Origin of the sequence: Paraburkholderia sediminicola (genome assembly GCF_046026895.1) — a bacterium.
Taxonomy (GTDB): Bacteria; Pseudomonadota; Gammaproteobacteria; order Burkholderiales; family Burkholderiaceae; genus Paraburkholderia; species Paraburkholderia sediminicola_C.
This window is the reverse complement of record NZ_JAQQEU010000037.1, coordinates 1-17,602: the sequence shown is the minus strand read 5'-3', so window position 1 is coordinate 17,602 and position 17,602 is coordinate 1. Positions and strand designations below refer to the sequence as shown.

Genomic DNA, 17,602 nt, shown 5'->3' with positions numbered 1-17,602 from the left:
CGCGCGACGAACCCGCAGAAGTATCGGCGTGACTCCGGGGAAGCACCCTGCGTGCGGAGCGTGCCGGTCGACTACACAACAACACATGACACACAAGATCCGCGTCATCGTGGCCGACGATCATGAATGCGTGCGCGCCGGCATCCGATACCTGCTGCAGTCCAGACCGTACCTCGAACTGGTCGGCGAGGCGGCCGACACCCATGGCCTGGCCGTGCTGCTCGACGCCCACGCGTGCGACGTCGTCATTTCGGATATCGACATGCCGGGGCTCGACGGCGGCAGCAACGCGGTGCCGTTTCTGCGCCGTCTGTTGCGTCGCGAGCCGCATCCGTACGTCGTGGTGCTCACGATGATCTGCCACGGCCACTTGCTGGCGGGCCTGTGCAAGATCGGCGTGACCGGAATCGTCGACAAACGCGACACAGCCGAAACCTTGATCCAGGCAATTACCGCGGTCGTCGTCGGCGGTGTTCATCTATCCCCGCAGGTGCGCGCCGCTTTGGACGCAGCGGAACTCGCGCCGCAGCTTCACACCGGCGCGCTGAGTCCGCGTGAATGGGAAGTTTTCCAGCTTTCCGTGCAGGGCGTGGCGGTGCATGAGATTGCGCAACGCCTTCAACGCAGCGGCAAGACGATTAGCACGCAAAAGCGCAGCGCAATGCGCAAACTCGGACTTGAAACAGAAATTGATTTAATCAATTACGCAAGGAAAATCGGATTGGTTTAACAATGTTTAACTTGGGGTTGAGTCATGGTGGTTATTTAATTTCTCAGAAAATCAATGATTTAAGACTTTTCTGATTCGTCTGAAGAGGGCGCCGTTCAATAATTGCAAATTAATAGGCCGTATTACCTGTGTGCCAGATGTTTGCCCGAAGGCGTCGGGCAATTCCGTCATCCTCAGAGGGACCGGCCGAAAACTTTCAGGGCAGCGATCTGGTTGCAATCGCGCGGTGCCGTCTGCCTCGTACGTAGAAAAACAGGAGAGGGAATGATCGCGCTAGGTAAACGGTTGTGGGTCGAGGGCGTGGGAACAGCGTGGCTGGTGTTCGCGGGATGTGGCAGTACCGTGCTGGAGTCCGGTATGGCGTTGCACGGGTATGGCGGGCTTGAAGTGTCGTTGGCGTTCGGTCTTGCGTTCGCCACGGCAAGCTATGCGCTCGGGGCCGATTCCGGCGGGCATTTCAATCCCGCGGTCACTGTCGGCTTCGCGGTCGCGCAGCGCTTTCCGGTACGCGACCTGTTGCCGTACATCGCCGCGCAAACGCTCGGCGCCATCACTGCTGCGGCGCTCCTCTCCTATGTGGCGAGCGGCCGTCCGGGCTTCACGCTGAGCGCGAGCGAATTCGCCGCGAATGGTTTCGGCGCCCACTCGCCGGCCGACTATCAACTGCATTCGGCGCTGACGATCGAATTCATCCTGTCCTTCGCGTTCGTGATGGTGTGCCTGTTGATCGCCGCTCGGAAAAACATGGTGTCGATCGCGCCATTGGTGATCGGCGCCTGTCTGACGCTCGTCTATCTGGTGTCCATTCCGATCACCAACGGCTCGGTCAATCCCGCCCGTTCCACTGCTCAGGCGCTGTTCGTCGGCAATTGGGCGTTGGATCAGCTGTGGGTGTTCTGGGCCGCGCCGTTGTCGGGTGGCATCGCGGCCGGCGTTCTGTTTTCGTTTCTGCACGGCAACGCCGATCCGTCCGCAGCGGCGCTAACGGGCGGCCAGCGCGACGCGGCGTGAACACGCCCGCGCACCGTTCATCCTGTTCATCGTGCGTCCTCTCCAGCGCATCGCCGTGAAGCGCATGCTGCGGCGCGGGTCGTGGTTTCTGCTCGCCTTGTTTTTATCGGCGGCCGTGATCTCGTCCGTCGCCGAACCGTCCGGGGGTGGCGCACGTATCCCCGCCGCGCGCGCGTTTCCCGCTAAATTGATCGTCGGCGTGCTCGCGGGTGGCTGGGCGCCGTTCGACATGTTGCAGGACGGCAGGCTGACTGGCGTCAGCGGCGACTATCTGCGCGCGCTGGTGGGTCCGAACGTCGCGATCGAAGCGCAGGTGTTTCCCGACATGCCGCAACTGCTCGCCGCCGCCTGCGCGGGCAACATCGACTTGCTGATGAGCGTCGCGCGCACGCCCGAGCGCGAACAGTGCATCATTTTCACGGCGCCGTACTTCCGCTCTTCCATCTCGGCCGTGGTTCGCCGCGACGGCGACCGCTATTCGAGCCGCCGCGAACTCGCCGGCGCGCGCGTTGCAATCGAGCGGGGCTTTGCGCTCGAGCGACCCGTCCGCGACAGCTTTCCGCGCGCCGAGATCAATGCCTACGCGACCACGCGCGCGGCGCTCGCCGCAGTTGTCCGCGGCGAAGCCGATGCCTATTTCGGTTTCACCCCGGTCGTCCAGTACGGTTTGGCCACCGAGGAATTTCGCAGTCTGCATGTCGCGTTCGAAGAAGCCGGCGCGATTGCAGAGTTACGCTTTGGCGTGCCCCGCGCGAGGACCGCGCTGCGGGATCAGCTCAATCGCGCGCTCGCGTCGATGAACCCGGCCGAAGGCGCGGCGATTCGTGTGCGCTGGCTGTCCGGCAACTTCAACGCGGAACCGGCCGGCGCGGCGCGTCAACTCGTGCTGACGGCGCAAGAGAAGGCGTGGCTTCGTTCATTGCCGCCGTTGCAGATCGGCTTCGACAGCAATTGGCCGCCTTTCAGCCTGGTCGACGACTCCGGCCGTCCCGCCGGCATCACCGCGGAGTATCTGGCCTATTTGAGCAGCACGCTTGGCATCGTGTTCAACCGCGCCCGCCTGTCCGACTGGCCCGCCATCGTGGAAGCTTTCCAGCGCGGCGAACTGGCGATGCTCGCCACGGCGTCCAGTCATGGGCCGCCATTGAACGATGCAAGCTATAGCCGCGCTTACGAAAGCGACCCGCTGGTGATCGTCGGGCGCGCGGGCGATCCGCGCGCGCGCCCGCTCGACGATGTCGTGTGGCGGCGCGCCGTGATTTCGGCGCACGTGGCGGGTTCGAATCCGGATGCGTTCGACGCCATCGCGCCCGACCATATCGTCGTCGCGCCCAGTCTGGACGACGCGCTGCGCATGGTCGCGCACGGCGAGGCGGACGTAACGGTGGACAACGCGGCAGCCGTCGATTTCCAGATGAAGCGCCGCTATGCCGGCGTTCTGAAGATTCTCGGCACGCTAGGCGAATCCGACTCGCTCAACTTCGCGGTCCGTTCGGACCTGCGGCCGCTCGCCGGGATGATCGACCGCGCGTTGCAGGCCATGCCGACGGCGGAGAAGCAGCGTATCCGCCAGAAATGGGTGACCGGCGCCGGACCGGACAAAGGCGTATGGAGTGTGACCGCAGTGCGTCTGCTGCCGGTGTTGATCGGCATCGGCGTGGTGTTGCTGGTCACGTTGCGCGCCTATCTGCTGCTGCAACGCGAGGTCAGACTGCGCAAGGAAACCGAATGCCAACTCGCGCTGCAGGTCAATTTCCAGGAAGCCATGATGGAGACGGTGCCCTACGCGTTCGTCGCCAAGGACCTGAAGGGCCGGTATCTGGCGGTCAACCGGGCCTATGAAGAAGCGTGCGGCAAGCGTCGCGAGGCCGTCCTCGGACGCACGACGATGGACGTGCGCACATGGGGCGAAGTGAACAGCCGGATCCTCGACGACATGACGCACGAAGTGCTCAAAGGCGGCACCGCCGAGGTGGAATTGCAGTTCGAAAACAGCGCCGGCGACGCGCGCCACGGTCTGTTCTGGAGCAGCGTGTGCTACGGCAGCGACGCACAACCCGTGTGCCTCGTCGGCACGATGGTCGACATCACCAATATCCGGCGCGCCGAAATGCTCGCGCGCGAAACCGAACGGCTTCTGTTCGACGTGACGCGCTCGTTGCCGGCGGTGGTATTTCAGCTGCGCCGCAGCGCGAGCGGCGCGTATTCATTTCCGTATATCGGCGGCGGCGCGCGGCATTTGCTGGGCGATTACGACGGGTCGCCGAATCATCACGCCCTGGTCGACTTCAACCGGGTAGCGCACGAGGACCGCGAGTTCGTGGTGGCTGAACTGGAGCGCTCCGCGCGCTGCGCAACGCCGGTGCATATGGAGTTTCGCCTCAGGAGCGAGCAGCAGATCACGTGGGTGCGCGCCGAACTGGTGCCGCGCCGCGAGGCGGATGGCAGCGTCGTGTGGAGCGGCTTCTGGGTGGACGCCAGCGTGGAGCGCGCCCGCTCCGAGGAACTCGCGCGTGCGCGCGACATGGCCGAAGCCGCGTCGCGTGCGAAAGACAACTTCTTCGCGATGATGAGCCACGAAATCCGCACACCGATGAACGGCGTGCTGGGTCTCGTCGAGGTACTGGAGCGCACGCCGCTCAATACGGATCAAGGCGAGATGCTGAGCCTGATTCACGAGTCCGCGGGCGCGCTGCTGCAGATCCTCGACGATCTGCTCGACTACTCGAAGATCGAAGCGGGGCGGCTGACGCTCGAAGCCGAGCCCATCGACATACGCGAACTGGTCGACAACGCCGTGGGCCTGCTGGCGGGCCGCGCGCACGAAAAGGGGCTGAAGGTGCGCGTGGATATCGCGGCGGAAGTCGCGGCCACGCTGCGCGGCGACAGCGTGCGATTGCGGCAGATCCTGTTCAACCTGGTCGGCAATGCAATCAAGTTCACGCCGAAGGGCGAGGTCGACGTGGGCGTGGTGATCGTCGAGCAGAGCGACGCCGGCCAAACGCTCGAAATGACCGTGGAGGACACCGGCATCGGCATCGCGCCCGACGTGCAGGCAAGTCTGTTCGAGCCGTTCGTGCAGGCGGAGTCGTCGACCACGCGGCGTTTCGGCGGTACGGGCCTCGGGCTGACGATCTGCCGCAAGCTGATTGATCTGATGGACGGCACGCTCGCGTTGCGCAGCGAACCTGGCCGCGGCACGTGCATGATCTTGCGGCTCACCATGCCGGTCGTGGCGCAGCGCTCGCATGTCAGCGGCTTGCGCGGCAAGCGCGCCATCGTGATGACCGCTGACAGGCGGGTTGGCCGCGCGCTGATTCACTTCGGCGAGGCGCTTGGGCTCCACTTGCGCAGCCTCGAAGCGGACGCCGCCGAACTACGCGATCGCACCGCGCTGACCGGAACGGATCTGCTGTTCGTCAGCGAAGACCTGCTGGTACAGTTGGCCGCGAACATCGGTCCGGCCACCCGCATCATCAGCCTGACCGAGAAGCCGAAGCCGACGGGCTACCGCATTCTCGACAACGAGGTGCGCTTGAGCGTCAATCCAATCTCGTGGCGCGGCCTTGGCGCGGCGTGCGCCGCGGCGATGACGGGGCTGCCGTCGGTCGCGCGGCCCGCGGCCGGTATGCCGCGTGCGGCCGAAGGCGTCGCGACGGCGCCGGATCGCGAACGGGCCATCACCAGCGGCCGGCTGATTCTTGTCGCGGAAGATCATCCGGTCAATCTGGAGCTGATTCGTCATCAACTGGCTTTGCTCGGTTTCGCGTGCGACGTGGTGAACGACGGCGCGGAGGCGCTGAGCGCGCTGGAGCGCACGAGTTATGGCTGCCTGATCACGGATTGCCATATGCCGAACGTGTCCGGCTACGAACTCACGCGGCGCGTGCGCGAGAGCGAACAGGGCGGCGCGTCCCGGTTGCCGATCCTCGGCATCACGGCGAACACCGCGCCTGACGATCTGCGGCAATGCCGGGACGCGGGGATGGACGACAGCCTCGTGAAGCCGACCCGGCTCGCGACCTTGCGCGACTACCTGAGCCGCTGGTTCGGCTCCGATGCCGCGTCGCAGGGCGCGTCGCAGGCCGCGCCCGTGGAACCGCAGAGCGTGCCGGCGATCGTCGGGCCCGTTGTGCGCGACGCGGAGCAGCCGTTCGTCCCGATCGACCTGACCCATATGACGCAGCTGTGGGGCAGCGAATCGACCGTCAAGGCCTTGCTCGACGCGTTCGTCGCGTCCGTGCGCGAAGATGTCCAGGCGTTGTCGCCGTTGCTCGAACGCTTCGAAATTGCGCCCCTACGCGAGTGGCTGCATCGACTGGAAGGAGCCGCAAGCGTGCTGCAATATCCGCCGCTGGCCCAAGCGCTCGGCGAATATCGCCGCGATATCGCCGAGAAAACACCGGAGCGTTTGCGTAGCGAAGGGCTCGCATTGATCGGCAAATGCAGCGCCATGCTCGACGGCATCGAGCAGCAGGCTGCTTTGCTCGCGTAGAGCGTTGCTGTTGGAGAGCTTGCGGCGGACGCGTGAAAATCAGGCCGAATAGCGGGAAGGCAAAAAAAACGCGGCCGAAGCCGCGTTAAAAGATTTGGAGACATCCTTCGATGAAGGAGTCACTTCTCGCAAGCGAAAGCATAGCCGAGATGCCGCGATTGATTCAGTTCAAAATTTGCAATTAACTGTTCGAATAAGGCGATGAAATCGTCTGGCGAGGCCGCTCGGGTGATCGTGAATTTAACGCACAGGCGCGCTCAAACCGCCCGCTTCGCACACACGTTCCCGAGCGCCTTGTCCCACGATCACCTGCGCGAACCACTACGGACAACTACCCAACCCGCACCCAGCCAGCGGCCGCCGCGAACACGCCTCAACACTGGCGCCGGTCAAGCCAGTTCCCGCACACCAACATGCACCAACGATTTGCACTAGTATGGCGTAGCGCCGCGCGTGACCGACCGATCGGTGCGGCGGTGCATCAACGTCCGGAGAAGACCATGATTACGCTACGAAAACTGAATCTGGCTGTGGTGTTGTGGGCGCTGGCATCGGGTGTCGCGTTCGCGGACACGGTCGATCTGAAGGCGGACCTCGAACCTTCGAGCGAAGTGCCGCCCCGGGTGAGCCACGGACATGGCATGTTGAACGCCACCTTCGATACGTCGACCCAATCGCTGCAATGGACCATCACTTACGAAGGTCTGAGCGGCCCGGCCACCGCAGCGCATTTCCACGGGCCCGCGCCGGTCGGTCAGAACGCGAAGATCCAGGTGCCGATCGACAAGGGCGCGCTCGAGAGCCCGGTCAAAGGAGCGGCCAAGCTCACCGAGCAGCAGGTCACGGATCTGATGGCCGGGCAGTGGTACTTCAACGTGCACACCGCGCAGAACCCGATGGGCGAGATTCGCGGACAGGTTTTGCCGGCGAACTAGGCGGCACGCTCGCGACGCCCGGGTGGCGAGGCCTTCGCCCGGCATTAGAAGCCACTGTCCACAAGCGCAGCGCTTAACGCACGTACCATGACGGGACAGTGTTACGAAGGAGCGCGTCCCGATGAGTTGGCAAAGTGCACTCGCATGCTGGTATCTGCGCAGGCAGTTTCGACCGGAGACACTCAAGCCGCGTTTCGATGTCGAGAGAGCGCGTGCACTGACCGCGAAGCGCGTCTGGTCGCCGCGTGTGCCGCACGGCTGGCGTTTGCGTGAAACGTACGGCGCGCACGACGCGCCTCTGCGCGGCGAATGGCTGGAGCGCGAAGGCGCGCCGGCTGCTCATGCGCCGGCAGCCACCGTGCTGTATTGCCACGGCGGCGGCTACTACTTCTGCTCACCGCGCACCCATCGCTCGATCGTGTTCGGACTGGCGACACGCGCTGGTGCGCGGGTCTTTTCGCTTGATTACCGTCTCGCGCCCGAACATCGCTACCCGGCGGCGCTCGATGACGCGCTCGCGACGTATCGACGCTTGATCGCGGTGGATACCGCGCCCGAGTCGATCGTGATAGCCGGCGATTCAGCCGGCGGCGGTCTTGCACTCGCCACGCTGGTGGCGCTGCGCGACGCCGGCGATCCACTGCCGGCAGGCGGCCTGCTGTTCTCGCCATGGACCGATCTGGCCGCGACCGGCGCGAGCATCCGCGGCAACGACGGCGTCGATCCGATGTTCTGCGGCGCCGCGATCGCGCGGGCTGCGCAGGTCTATCTCGGCGGCAGCCCGGCCACCGCTCCTTACGCGTCGCCGGTCTACGCCGACCTGCACGGCTTGCCGCCGCTATTCATGATGGCCGGCAGCACGGAAGTGTTGCTCGACGATTCGCAACGTGTCGCCGACAACGCGCGCGCGGCGGGGGTCGACTGCGAATTCGAAGTGTGGAAGGAGATGCCGCACGTATGGCCGATTCTCGCGCCGTTCATCCCGGAAGCAAGCCGTGCGCTCGCGCACGCGGCGGCCTTCGTGCGACGCACGACGAGCCGCCCCGCGAACACCGCGCAAGCGGCCGCTCAGACGTCGAGCGTGATATCGAGAGTCTGATACACGGCCTCGATCGTTTCGTTGCCGTACTGCCGCTCCAGCCGCCGCACCGTGAAGTGCCCGTGCGCGACCTGCTGGAAGTGGTCGATGAACACCGTATTGACCATCGCCCCCAGCACCGCGCCGATCGCCGGAATGGATTTGGCGGCGATCTGTTCGCTCACCTGCACCGAAAAGCGCGCGGCGATCGCGTTGAGCAGCCGCAGCAGCGCCGCCGAGCCATGCGAGCTGAACCCTTTGGTCGCGATTTCGGACGACGCCTTCGACACCGCCTGCGCGAGCGCGCCGCGCATGAAGAAGTAGCCGAGCTCGGCGTCGTCGTCCTCGCTCGACGTGCCGCCCATGCCGAGCACCGTCAAACATTGCAGTTGCGTTTCGATCGACGACAAATCCTCGCCCTCGCTGCGCCCGATGTCGCAGATCGAGCGGAACATCAGCGTGGTCGTGACCGGCAATTCGACCGGCAGCGCGAACACGCCGAAGGCGCCGCCGGCCGCACCGGTGGTCGCCACCGCGAACTTGTGCAGCAGGTTGCTCGGTTTGTCGGGCGCGATCAACGGGCCGGCGTCGCGCCGGCCCAGCGTGCGCAGCGCGATCGACAGGCACTTGCGCAACGCCAGCTCGGTCGCGTCCGTGACTTTTGCGTTGGCGTACGCCGGCAGCCGCCCCAACAGCTTCTCCAGCGGCGCGCCGACGATGCTCGCCAGCTTCATCGCCAGCGCGGGGCTCTCCAGTTGGTGTTTCGCGCGCCGCAGTGCATTCAGGTCCTGTTCCGATAACGTTAATGCGAGCGAACTCGGCTGCATGTGCCTCCCTGGCGTCATATCGTGGGCATTCTTCGGTTAATTGCCGGCACGATGACTCGCGACGGCACGTTCCGCTTAGAGCGTCGCACCGTGGTATGATTCCCAATCTTTTGACGAGTCAACTGTTGCTCCATCAAAAATGGCTGTTCATACCGCGGCTCACCACTCGAGTGGGCAAGTTTTACCCTTCCGTGAATCCTTGCTGGCGATGCTCGGCATTTCGTTCGTCACGATGCTGGTCGCGCTCGACCAGACCGTGGTCGGCACCGCATTGCCCACCATCGTGTCGGAACTCAGAGGCTTCGAGTTGTACGCGTGGGTTGCCACGTCGTATCTGCTGACCTCGGTCATCACCGTGCCGATCTTCGGCCGCCTCGGCGATTACTACGGACGCAAGCCGTTCGTGATCGCGTCGATCGTCGTATTCACCGCGGCGTCGGTGCTGTGCGGTGCGGCCAACAACATGCTGTTTCTGGTGCTCGCGCGCGGCTTGCAGGGCATCGGCGGCGGCATGCTGGTCGGCACCGCGTTCGCTTGCATTCCCGATCTGTTCCCCGACTCGGTCGTGCGTTTGCGCTGGCAGGTGCTGATGAGTTCGGCGTTCGGCATTGCGAATGCCGTTGGGCCGTCGCTGGGCGGCTTTCTCACGCAGTACTACGGCTGGCGCTCGGTGTTCTATGTGAATCTGCCGGTCGGCCTGCTGTCGCTGTTTTTCGTCTGGCGTTTCCTGCCGCATCTGCGGCACGTCGAGCATACGGGCAAGATGCGGCTCGACTGGCCCGGCGCCGCGCTGATCGCTGTGGCGCTAGGCTCGCTGCAATTGTTCGTCGAGTTGCTGCCGAAACATGGCGTGACCTTGAGCGCGCTCGCGCTGCTCGCGTTGAGCATCGCGTCGGCTTACGCGCTGTGGCAGTGGGAAAAGCGCTGCCCGACGGCGATCCTGCCGGTCGACATGTTCCGCAACCGCAGCCTGGCCGCGCTCTTCACGCTGGCCGTGCTGGGCGGCTTCACCATGTTCTCGCTGCTGTTCTACGCGCCGCTGCTGTTCCAGGGCGGCTTCGGTATGTCGCCGAAAGATGCGGGGCTCGTCATCACGCCGCTGGTCGTGTTCATCACGATCGGCAGTATCGCCAACGGGCGCATCGTGTCGCGCGTGAGCAATCCGAATCTGATGCTGTACATCGGCTTTGCGCTGGTTGCACTGTCGTGTCTCGGCGTGGTCGTCGCGACGCGTTCCATGCAGCAGTGGGTGCTGATGGCGTTCATGGTGGTGGGCGGCCTCGGGCTCGGCTTCGTGATGCCGAACCTGACGATCTTCGCGCAGCAGACCGCCGGCCGCGAACACCTGGGCATCGCGACGGCGCTTCTGCAATCGTTGCGGATGATCGGCGGGATGATCGGCACGGCGCTGACCGGCACGCTGATCAGCCATATGTACGCGAGCGGTGTGCGCAGCGCGCTCGAGAGCGCGAACGCATCGCACTGGTTCGCCGAGCTCGCCGATCCACAAATCCTGATCAACCGGGACGCGCAAACCACCCTGGTCGAACAGTTGACGCATGCGGGCCACAACGGCGCCATGCTGCTGGAAAGCGCGCGCGAAGCACTCGTCGGGGCGATTCATCTGGGTCTCGCGATGGCGGCGATCATCGCGGTGGTGTCGGTATGGCAAAGCCGCCGTGTGCCGCTGATCAAACTGCAGCGCAAGCTCGAGCCCGTGATTCACGCGGACTGATTGTCAGATTCATCGTTTTACTGAGCACATCATGGAAGAACAGGACCGCGTCGCCGTCATGCAGCAATTTGGCCGTACTTATCGGGCGTTCATGTCGGCATTCGAGACGCAAGTGGGCCACCCGTTGCCGCGCTGGCGCATTCTGCTCGCCTTGCACGATCAGGCGGGCGAGTCGTCGCAGAAGCGCCTGGTCGAGCGCCTGCGAGTCGATCCGGGCGCGCTCACGCGGCAGTTGAAGACGCTGGAAGGACTGGGCTGGATCGCACGTAGCATGGATACGCGCGATAACCGCGTGACCAATGTGCGCCTGACGGAAGCCGGGCAGTCCGCGACTGAGGCGAGCTTGCCGCGTCGCAATGCGTTCTTGCACGACACTATGGCCGCGCTGCCGGATGAAGCGTTGAGCGCGCTGTCGGGTGCGTTAAAAATGCTCGAGGCGAGGATCGGCGAAGTGGCGGCTGCGGCGAACGCCGCTGCTGAGGCGGTTGCGGTTGTCGGGCAGGCGGCTGACGCTGCGGGTAATGGCGCGCCGCGTCAGTCGTGATTCACGCGCCCGATGACACATCGGGCGCGCCGCGTTCAAGGCGCCTGAGCGTGGGCGGAACGCTCGCTGAATCGCCGGCCCCGTCAAAGCTCATTTGTCTGACACGGCAAGCCCTGCCGCAAACGGCGCGCCGCATCACCGCCCAGCGCGCCGTTCGCGGAACCATCAAAAGAAAGTTTCGATCACCTCGGTGACGCGATACGCCGGATCGAGCACCAGCACCTGACGCCACTTGTCGAACGTCAGGCACGGGTGCGAGATGTCGAACGCGATCATGTCGCCCACTTTCAGATCGGCGCCGGCGGGAATCCGCAAATACGCGTGCTGATCCATCAAGCCGAAAACCTCCCAGCCTTCGCTTGCCGCGATATCGCGCGGCGCAACGCTCCCCGGACGATAATGGCGCGCCGGTTCCGGCAGGCCCGCGTCGAAAGCGGAGTCGCGCTTGCCCAGACCGATGATCGCGCGATCCGGCTCGGGAATCGACTGCACATAGGCCCACAATTGCAGCGCCGGCAGCAAACCCTCGCCCATCTTCTTCGCCACCGGATTGCGGGCGAAGATATCCGTCTGCGCCTTCCGATAGATACCGACGTCATGGGTCAGATAGCAGCCGGGGCGCAGCACGATCTCGACCTTGCCGGTCTCCGACGCCTTCACGAATTCTTCCGCGACCACGTCGTACCACGCCGAACCCGCGCCCGACAGCACCGCCGGCGTGCGCGCGAAACGCCCCTCTTCGACGAGCGCACGCGTGACCGCAACCGCGCTTTGCAGGAACTCGCGCACTTCGTGCTCTTCCTTCAGCACGCCCTCGTACAACTCGACGCCCGCGAGCTTCAGCACGTCGGGATAGCGAGCGATCGAGTCGAGCACGGCGTTGCGCTGCGCTGCATCGCGCACACCCGTGCGGCCACCCGCCACGCCGAGTTCGAGCAGCACTTGCAGCGGCTTTTTCACCGAAGTGAAGAACTCGCCCAACTGCTCGACGCCTTCGACCGAATCGACGAGGCAGAAGAATTCGAAGTCCGGATCGCTCAGTAATTCGGCGATCATCATCATGTTGCGGCGGCCGACTAACTGGTTGGCCATCAGGATTCGCGAGACCCCGCCGTGATACGCCGCGCGCACCTGATGCGCGGTGGCGAGCGTGATGCCCCACGCGCCGGTTTCGAGCTGACGGCGGAACAGTTGCGGCGCCATGGTGGTCTTACCGTGCGGCGCGAGCTTCACGCCATATTCCGCGACGAATGCCTGCATCCACTTCAGGTTGTGCTCCACGCGATCCGCGTACAGCACGGCGGCGGGCAGGCTCACGTCTTCATTGAGCAGATTCCATTCGAGACGCGCGGTGTCCGTGAGCTGGATGCTGGCGCCCGGAACCATGCCCAAGCCCTTGCTATAAGGATCAATCGTTGCGCCTTGATAGTTTGTAACTTTCATGTCTCCTTGCTCCATCGACCAGTTAAATTGAATCGGATTTGACTTTACCATGTTACCGAAAGTACGATGGTCGGAGAAATGTTATTTAGTACCAAGTTGGCCGAAGGCGCGTTGCAAGTCGGCGCAGGCCTCCGCGCGATTCCCCCACAGTCCGCAATGAACCTGACCGCCGAACCGCTGACCTTCGACATCGTCGCGCGCATCGCCGAATGCGCGCCCGAACTGCGTTCGGCCGAGCGCAAGGTCGCCGCGCTGATCCTCGACGATCTGACGGGCGCTTCGCGTGCCAGCATCGGCGCGCTCGCGCAGCAGGCCGAGGTGAGCGTCGCGACCGTCACGCGCTTTGCAAAGGCGGTGGGTTGCCGTGACGTGCGCGAGCTGAAGCTGCGACTCGCGCAAGCGGCCGCGGTCGGTCAGCGCTTCCTGCAGCCGGGCCGCCCCGGCGACGCGCCCGAGCCGATCGCGACCCGCGTGTTCGATGAACTGCAAACTGCGCTGGCGCACAACCATCGGCTGCTGCGCCAGGCGCCTTTGAGCGACGCGGCGGCCGCGCTGCGCGCGGCGCGCATGATCTACGTGTTCGGCATGGGCGGCGGCTCGACCGCGCTCGCCGACGAGATGCGGTTTCGGCTCGTGCGTCTCGGCCGGCCGGTCGCGACCTATCAGGACGGCTTGTTGCAGCGCATGGTGGCGAGCACCGTGTCGCGCGAGTGCGTGGTGATCGCGTTGTCCACTACCGGGCGGGTGCCCGAGATGGTCGAGAACTGCAAGATCGCGCGCAGCTACGGCGCGACGGTGATCGCGCTGACCGCGCCCACCTCGCCGCTGGCGCAACTCGCTGATTGGGTGATCCCGATCGTCGCGTTCGAGACGGATTTCATTTACAAGCCGTCGTCGTCGCGCTACGCGATGATGATGGCGCTCGATGTGCTCGTCACCGAACTTGCCGTCAGCCAGGGTGACGAGAGCCGTGAATTGCTGCGCCGCATGAAGCACGCGCTCGACGCGCACCGCGGCGGCGGCGATCGACAACCGTTAGGAGACTGATTCATGCATTCGCATCCCGAAGCCGCCGATACGCTGATCGTCGGCGGGCAACTCTATGACGGCACCGGCGCGCCGCCCGTCGAGCGCGACGTGGCGGTCCGCGACGGCCGTATCGTCGCGATCGGCAATCTGTCGAACTGGCTCGCCGAAGAAGTGATCGAGGCCGAGGGCCGCGCGCTGGCGCCGGGCTTCATCGACGTGCACACGCACGACGACACGCACGTGATCCGCTCGCCGCAAATGCTGCCGAAGATCACGCAGGGCGTGACGACGGTGATCGTCGGCAATTGCGGGATCAGCGCGTCGCCAGTTACGCTGAAGGGCGATCCGCCCGATCCGATGAACCTGCTCGGTGAGCGCGGCGCGTTCCAGTACCCGACCTTCGCCGAGTACGTGAAGGCGGTCAACGCCGCGCGTCCGGCGGTGAATGTCGGCGCCTTGATCGGGCACACGGCGTTGCGCAGCAATCAGATGGACCGGCTCGATCGCGCGGCGACGCCGCAGGAAATCGACGGCATGCGCGCGCAGCTCGAAGAGGCGCTGGCCAACGGCGCGCTGGGTCTGAGCTCGGGGCTCGCGTACGGTTCGGCGTTCGCCGCGCCGACCGAAGAAGTGATGGCGTTGGCCGAGCCGCTCGCCGCCGCCGGTGCGCTGTACACGACGCACATGCGCACCGAGTTCGACGCGATTCTCGACGCGATGGACGAGGCGTACCGCATCGGCCGTCATGCGCATGTGCCGGTCGTGATCTCGCATCTGAAGTGCGCGGGCCCGTCGAACTGGGGACGCAGCGAAGAAGTGCTGCAGTCGCTCGAAGGCGCGCGGAGCATGCAGCCGATCGGCTGCGATTGCTATCCGTACAACCGCAGTTCGTCGACGCTGGCTCTGAAGCAGATCACGGGCGATATCGACATCACGATCACGTGGTCCGAGCCGCATCCGGAGATGGCCGGCAAGCTCCTGACGGAGATCGCCGCGCAGTGGGGCGTCACGCAGCAGGAAGCGGGCAAGCGCCTGCTACCGGCGGGCGCGGTGTATCACAACATGTCGGAAGAGGACGTGCGACGCATCCTGTCGCATCCCGCGACGATGGTCGGCTCGGACGGTTTGCCGAACGATCCGCTGCCGCATCCACGCTTGTGGGGTGCGTTTCCGCGCGTGCTCGGCCATTACGCGCGCGACGCCGGTCTGCTGCCGCTCGAAGAGGCCGTGCGCAAGATGACCAGCCTGTCGGCGCGTCGCTTCGGCCTCACGCAGCGCGGCGAGGTGCACATCGGCTATCACGCCGACCTGGTGCTGTTCAGCCCGGACAAAGTGCGCGACGCCGCGACATTCGAGAACCCGCAGCAGGCAGCGGACGGCATCGACGCGGTGTGGGTGAACGGCGTGCTGACGTATCGCGATGGCGCGGTCACGGGCGAGCGGGCCGGTCACTTCGTCGCGCGCGGCGCGGCGTCGAAGAGCGACGCGCACGGCGCGTTCTGATTTTTTAATCGATTGATCGTGGCGGGCGCGGCGCTGGTGCCGAGCCCGCGCCGGACTTTATGAGGAGTGTGATGATGAAGCGTTATGGCGTTGAAGGCGGAAAGGGAACGGGCGGTCAGCATATGCCGTTTGCACGAGCAGTCGAAGCGGACGGCTGGCTGTTCGTGTCGGGTCAGACGCCGATGGAAAACGGCGAAGTGATCAATGGCGGGATCGTCGAGCAATCGCATAAGGCGATTCAGAACGTGTTCGCCATTCTGAAGGAAGCAGGCTATGGCGCGGAGCATGTCGTGCGCTGCGGCGTGTGGCTCGACGATCCGCGTGACTTCGCGTCGTTCAACAAGGTGTTCCGCGAGTACTTCGGTGACAATCCGCCGGCGCGCGCCTGTGTGGTTTCGTCGATGGTGATCGACTGCAGGGTGGAAGTGGATTGCGTCGCTTATAAGAAGCCGACGGCTTGATGGGTTTCAGTCGCCGAGGGGGAAGGCCCTTAGCGACTTCCCGATGGTTTTTTATTGCCGGGCCAGACGCATGTTGTCGGGCATCGGCAAATTGTAGTTGGTGCGGAACGGGTTGATGTCCAGCCCGCCGCGCCGCGTATAGCGCGCGTACACCGCCAGCTTGACCGGCTTGCAGGCTTTCATCACGTCGATAAAAATCCGCTCGACACACTGCTCGTGAAAGCCGGTGTGATTGCGGTAAGAGATGATGTAGCGCAGCAGTCCCGCCTGATTGATCTGCGGCCCGACGTAATGAATCTGCACGCTGCCCCAATCGGGCTGTCCGGTCACCGGGCAGTTCGACTTCAGCAGGTTGGAGAACAGCGTTTCCTCTACCGGCGCTTCATCGTGCGCCGCGCTCAGCAGTGAAGCGTCCGGCTGATAAACCTCGGCGTCCAGATCCAGCCGATCCAGCGACAGGCCTTCGAACTCTTCCATTTGCAGCTTGCCGAACTCGTGCGGCGTCGCCAGATGAACCGACACAGTTGAGCCGCAAGCCGCGGACACAGCGCGTTTGAGCGTGTCGCGCACCACCTCGATCGATTCAAAGGCCGTCTGCGCGAACGAGCCCAGATAGAGCTTGAACGACTTCGACTCGACGATGTTCGGCGAGTCGGCCGACACGAAGAAAGTCGCCACCGCGATCTGCGGCTTGCCGCGCTTGTTCAGCCACGACAACTCATACGCATTCCAGATGTCCGTGCCGAAAAACGGCAATTGCGCGCCGATCCCGATCGCCTCGCGCGCGCTTTTGCGCGCAATCGGAAACAGCAGCGACGCGTCGTACTGTTCGGTGTAAGTGGAGGCTTTACCCAGCGGAGATTGTTCGGGTGTCATGATGCATTCACGATGCCACTCAGCACGTGCCCGGTCGCCGTCACGACGCGGGCCGATTCGCAATGGCCAATTTGGTCGTCGAAGAAAAAGTCCGGCTCGAACTCTCGCAGGAATGCGCTCTTGTCGAGGCCGCCGAGGAACATCGCTTCGTCGATTTCGATGTTCCACGCCATCAGGGTGCGGATCGCGCGCTCGTGCGCGGGCGCCGAGCGCGCCGTCACCAATGCCGTACGAATATGCATCGGCGCGGCTTGGTCCGCGAGTTTTTGCAGCCGGTGCAGCGCTTCGAGCAGCGGCTTCAACGGACCGTCCGCGAGCGGCAGGTCCTTGTTATGAGTCTCGTGGCCGACGAAGGCGCGCAGACCGTCCTTCTGGAACACGCGCTCGGCTTCGTCGGAAAACAGCACGGCGTCGCCGTCGAAGGCAATGCGGATTTCGTCCGGATACTTGCTCGCCATTTTCGCCGATTCGGGCAACACGCGCGCGGCGGGAAATCCGGCGGCCAGCGCGTCGCGCACGTCCTGCTGATTCGCGGACAGAAACAGCGATGCGTTCAACGGCTTCAGATAACCGAATGGCGCGCGTCCCCGTGTGAAGACACCGCGCTCGATCGCCAGCCCATGTTCACGGCACGAATGAAACGCGCGCAATCCGCTGATCGGATCGCTGCGCGACAGGATCACCACTTCGACGCGATGGCCGCCGGCGTTCAATGCCAGCAGCTTGCGGATCAGCGGAAACGCGACGCCCGGTTTGGCCGGCACGTTCAGCCGGTCGCGCTGCAAGGCTTCATAGGCGTGCAGGTCGCCTTCCTCGTACACGCGGTTCTCTTCCTCGAAGTCGAACAGCGCGCGCGACGAGATTGCCACCACCAGTTTGTCGACGAGCGAAAGAGCCATCTGCGCGTTTCAATCCCAGGAGATCAGGCGAGGAAA

The 17,602-nt window shown here is 64.4% G+C and carries 14 protein-coding genes; 10 read left to right on the top strand and 4 right to left on the bottom strand.

Annotation, left to right across the window (positions count from 1 at the left end; all coding sequences use genetic code 11):
* Nucleotides 1–85: 85 nt before the first annotated feature.
* From PQR02_RS24000 to PQR02_RS23980, 5 genes are all read left to right on the top strand, one after another.
* A complete protein-coding gene (locus PQR02_RS24000; protein WP_408236834.1) occupies nucleotides 86–730 on the top strand; it encodes a response regulator in 645 nt (214 codons plus the stop codon).
* A gap of 264 nt (nucleotides 731–994) precedes the next feature.
* A complete protein-coding gene (gene aqpZ, locus PQR02_RS23995) occupies nucleotides 995–1,741 on the top strand; it encodes an aquaporin Z (RefSeq protein WP_408236831.1) in 747 nt (248 codons plus the stop codon).
* Nucleotides 1,742–1,805: 64 nt separating this feature from the next.
* Nucleotides 1,806–6,236 carry an ATP-binding protein gene (locus tag PQR02_RS23990; protein WP_408236973.1) on the top strand — a complete coding sequence of 1,477 codons (4,431 nt, stop codon included), beginning with the start codon at nucleotides 1,806–1,808 and terminating at the stop codon, nucleotides 6,234–6,236.
* Between the two features lie 500 nt (nucleotides 6,237–6,736).
* Nucleotides 6,737–7,171 (top strand): CHRD domain-containing protein, encoded by a 435-nt coding sequence (locus tag PQR02_RS23985; RefSeq protein ID WP_408236828.1) that lies wholly within the window; start codon nucleotides 6,737–6,739, stop codon nucleotides 7,169–7,171.
* A 121-nt stretch (nucleotides 7,172–7,292) separates the two neighbouring features.
* Nucleotides 7,293–8,270 carry an alpha/beta hydrolase gene (locus PQR02_RS23980; protein WP_408236825.1) on the top strand — a complete coding sequence of 326 codons (978 nt, stop codon included), beginning with the start codon at nucleotides 7,293–7,295 and terminating at the stop codon, nucleotides 8,268–8,270.
* On the opposite strand, the gene PQR02_RS23975 is transcribed toward PQR02_RS23980, so the two are convergent.
* Entirely contained in the window at nucleotides 8,240–9,076 is an 837-nt protein-coding gene (locus tag PQR02_RS23975) for an EcsC family protein (RefSeq protein WP_408236822.1), read from the bottom strand. The two genes, PQR02_RS23980 and PQR02_RS23975, sit on opposite strands and share 31 nt — an antisense overlap.
* A gap of 139 nt (nucleotides 9,077–9,215) precedes the next feature.
* Here PQR02_RS23975 and PQR02_RS23970 point away from each other — a divergent pair, with 139 nt between their 5' ends.
* Together PQR02_RS23970 and PQR02_RS23965 are read left to right on the top strand one after the other, a co-directional pair.
* On the top strand, nucleotides 9,216–10,811 hold the full coding sequence (locus PQR02_RS23970; RefSeq protein WP_408236819.1) for an MDR family MFS transporter: 1,596 nt from the start codon (nucleotides 9,216–9,218) through the stop codon (nucleotides 10,809–10,811).
* A gap of 31 nt (nucleotides 10,812–10,842) precedes the next feature.
* On the top strand, nucleotides 10,843–11,355 hold the full coding sequence (locus PQR02_RS23965; RefSeq protein ID WP_408236816.1) for a MarR family winged helix-turn-helix transcriptional regulator: 513 nt from the start codon (nucleotides 10,843–10,845) through the stop codon (nucleotides 11,353–11,355).
* Between the two features lie 165 nt (nucleotides 11,356–11,520).
* Here the strand turns inward: PQR02_RS23965 and PQR02_RS23960 are convergent, their stop codons facing one another.
* Nucleotides 11,521–12,798, bottom strand: coding sequence for an amino acid deaminase (locus tag PQR02_RS23960; protein ID WP_408236813.1), 1,278 nt, complete (start codon nucleotides 12,796–12,798; stop codon nucleotides 11,521–11,523).
* A gap of 156 nt (nucleotides 12,799–12,954) precedes the next feature.
* Here PQR02_RS23960 and PQR02_RS23955 point away from each other — a divergent pair, with 156 nt between their 5' ends.
* The 3 genes from PQR02_RS23955 (at nucleotide 12,955) to PQR02_RS23945 (ending at nucleotide 15,791) form a co-directional block, all read left to right on the top strand.
* Nucleotides 12,955–13,845 (top strand): MurR/RpiR family transcriptional regulator, encoded by an 891-nt coding sequence (locus PQR02_RS23955; protein WP_408236809.1) that lies wholly within the window; start codon nucleotides 12,955–12,957, stop codon nucleotides 13,843–13,845.
* Nucleotides 13,846–13,848: 3 nt separating this feature from the next.
* Nucleotides 13,849–15,330 (top strand): N-acyl-D-amino-acid deacylase family protein, encoded by a 1,482-nt coding sequence (locus PQR02_RS23950; RefSeq protein ID WP_408236806.1) that lies wholly within the window; start codon nucleotides 13,849–13,851, stop codon nucleotides 15,328–15,330.
* Nucleotides 15,331–15,404: 74 nt separating this feature from the next.
* A complete protein-coding gene (locus PQR02_RS23945; RefSeq protein WP_128586072.1) occupies nucleotides 15,405–15,791 on the top strand; it encodes a RidA family protein in 387 nt (128 codons plus the stop codon).
* A gap of 51 nt (nucleotides 15,792–15,842) precedes the next feature.
* Here the strand turns inward: PQR02_RS23945 and queF are convergent, their stop codons facing one another.
* Nucleotides 15,843–16,667: an NADPH-dependent 7-cyano-7-deazaguanine reductase QueF gene (queF, locus tag PQR02_RS23940; protein ID WP_408236803.1), complete on the bottom strand. Its 825-nt coding sequence runs from the start codon at nucleotides 16,665–16,667 to the stop codon at nucleotides 15,843–15,845.
* Nucleotides 16,664–17,566, bottom strand: a complete 903-nt coding sequence (locus PQR02_RS23935) for a 5'-nucleotidase (RefSeq protein WP_149668444.1) — start codon at nucleotides 17,564–17,566, stop codon at nucleotides 16,664–16,666. The genes queF and PQR02_RS23935 overlap by 4 nt, the downstream gene beginning before the upstream one ends.
* Between the last annotated feature and the right edge of the window lie 36 nt (nucleotides 17,567–17,602).

Coding starts and splice junctions, on each gene's coding strand:
- PQR02_RS24000 (WP_408236834.1), top strand. CDS start 86: ATGACACACAAGATCCGCGTCATCGTGGCCGACGATCATGAATGCGTG.
- aqpZ (WP_408236831.1), top strand. CDS start 995: ATGATCGCGCTAGGTAAACGGTTGTGGGTCGAGGGCGTGGGAACAGCG.
- PQR02_RS23990 (WP_408236973.1), top strand. CDS start 1,806: ATGCTGCGGCGCGGGTCGTGGTTTCTGCTCGCCTTGTTTTTATCGGCG.
- PQR02_RS23985 (WP_408236828.1), top strand. CDS start 6,737: ATGATTACGCTACGAAAACTGAATCTGGCTGTGGTGTTGTGGGCGCTG.
- PQR02_RS23980 (WP_408236825.1), top strand. CDS start 7,293: ATGAGTTGGCAAAGTGCACTCGCATGCTGGTATCTGCGCAGGCAGTTT.
- PQR02_RS23975 (WP_408236822.1), bottom strand. CDS start 9,076: ATGCAGCCGAGTTCGCTCGCATTAACGTTATCGGAACAGGACCTGAAT.
- PQR02_RS23970 (WP_408236819.1), top strand. CDS start 9,216: ATGGCTGTTCATACCGCGGCTCACCACTCGAGTGGGCAAGTTTTACCC.
- PQR02_RS23965 (WP_408236816.1), top strand. CDS start 10,843: ATGGAAGAACAGGACCGCGTCGCCGTCATGCAGCAATTTGGCCGTACT.
- PQR02_RS23960 (WP_408236813.1), bottom strand. CDS start 12,798: ATGAAAGTTACAAACTATCAAGGCGCAACGATTGATCCTTATAGCAAG.
- PQR02_RS23955 (WP_408236809.1), top strand. CDS start 12,955: ATGAACCTGACCGCCGAACCGCTGACCTTCGACATCGTCGCGCGCATC.
- PQR02_RS23950 (WP_408236806.1), top strand. CDS start 13,849: ATGCATTCGCATCCCGAAGCCGCCGATACGCTGATCGTCGGCGGGCAA.
- PQR02_RS23945 (WP_128586072.1), top strand. CDS start 15,405: ATGAAGCGTTATGGCGTTGAAGGCGGAAAGGGAACGGGCGGTCAGCAT.
- queF (WP_408236803.1), bottom strand. CDS start 16,667: ATGACACCCGAACAATCTCCGCTGGGTAAAGCCTCCACTTACACCGAA.
- PQR02_RS23935 (WP_149668444.1), bottom strand. CDS start 17,566: ATGGCTCTTTCGCTCGTCGACAAACTGGTGGTGGCAATCTCGTCGCGC.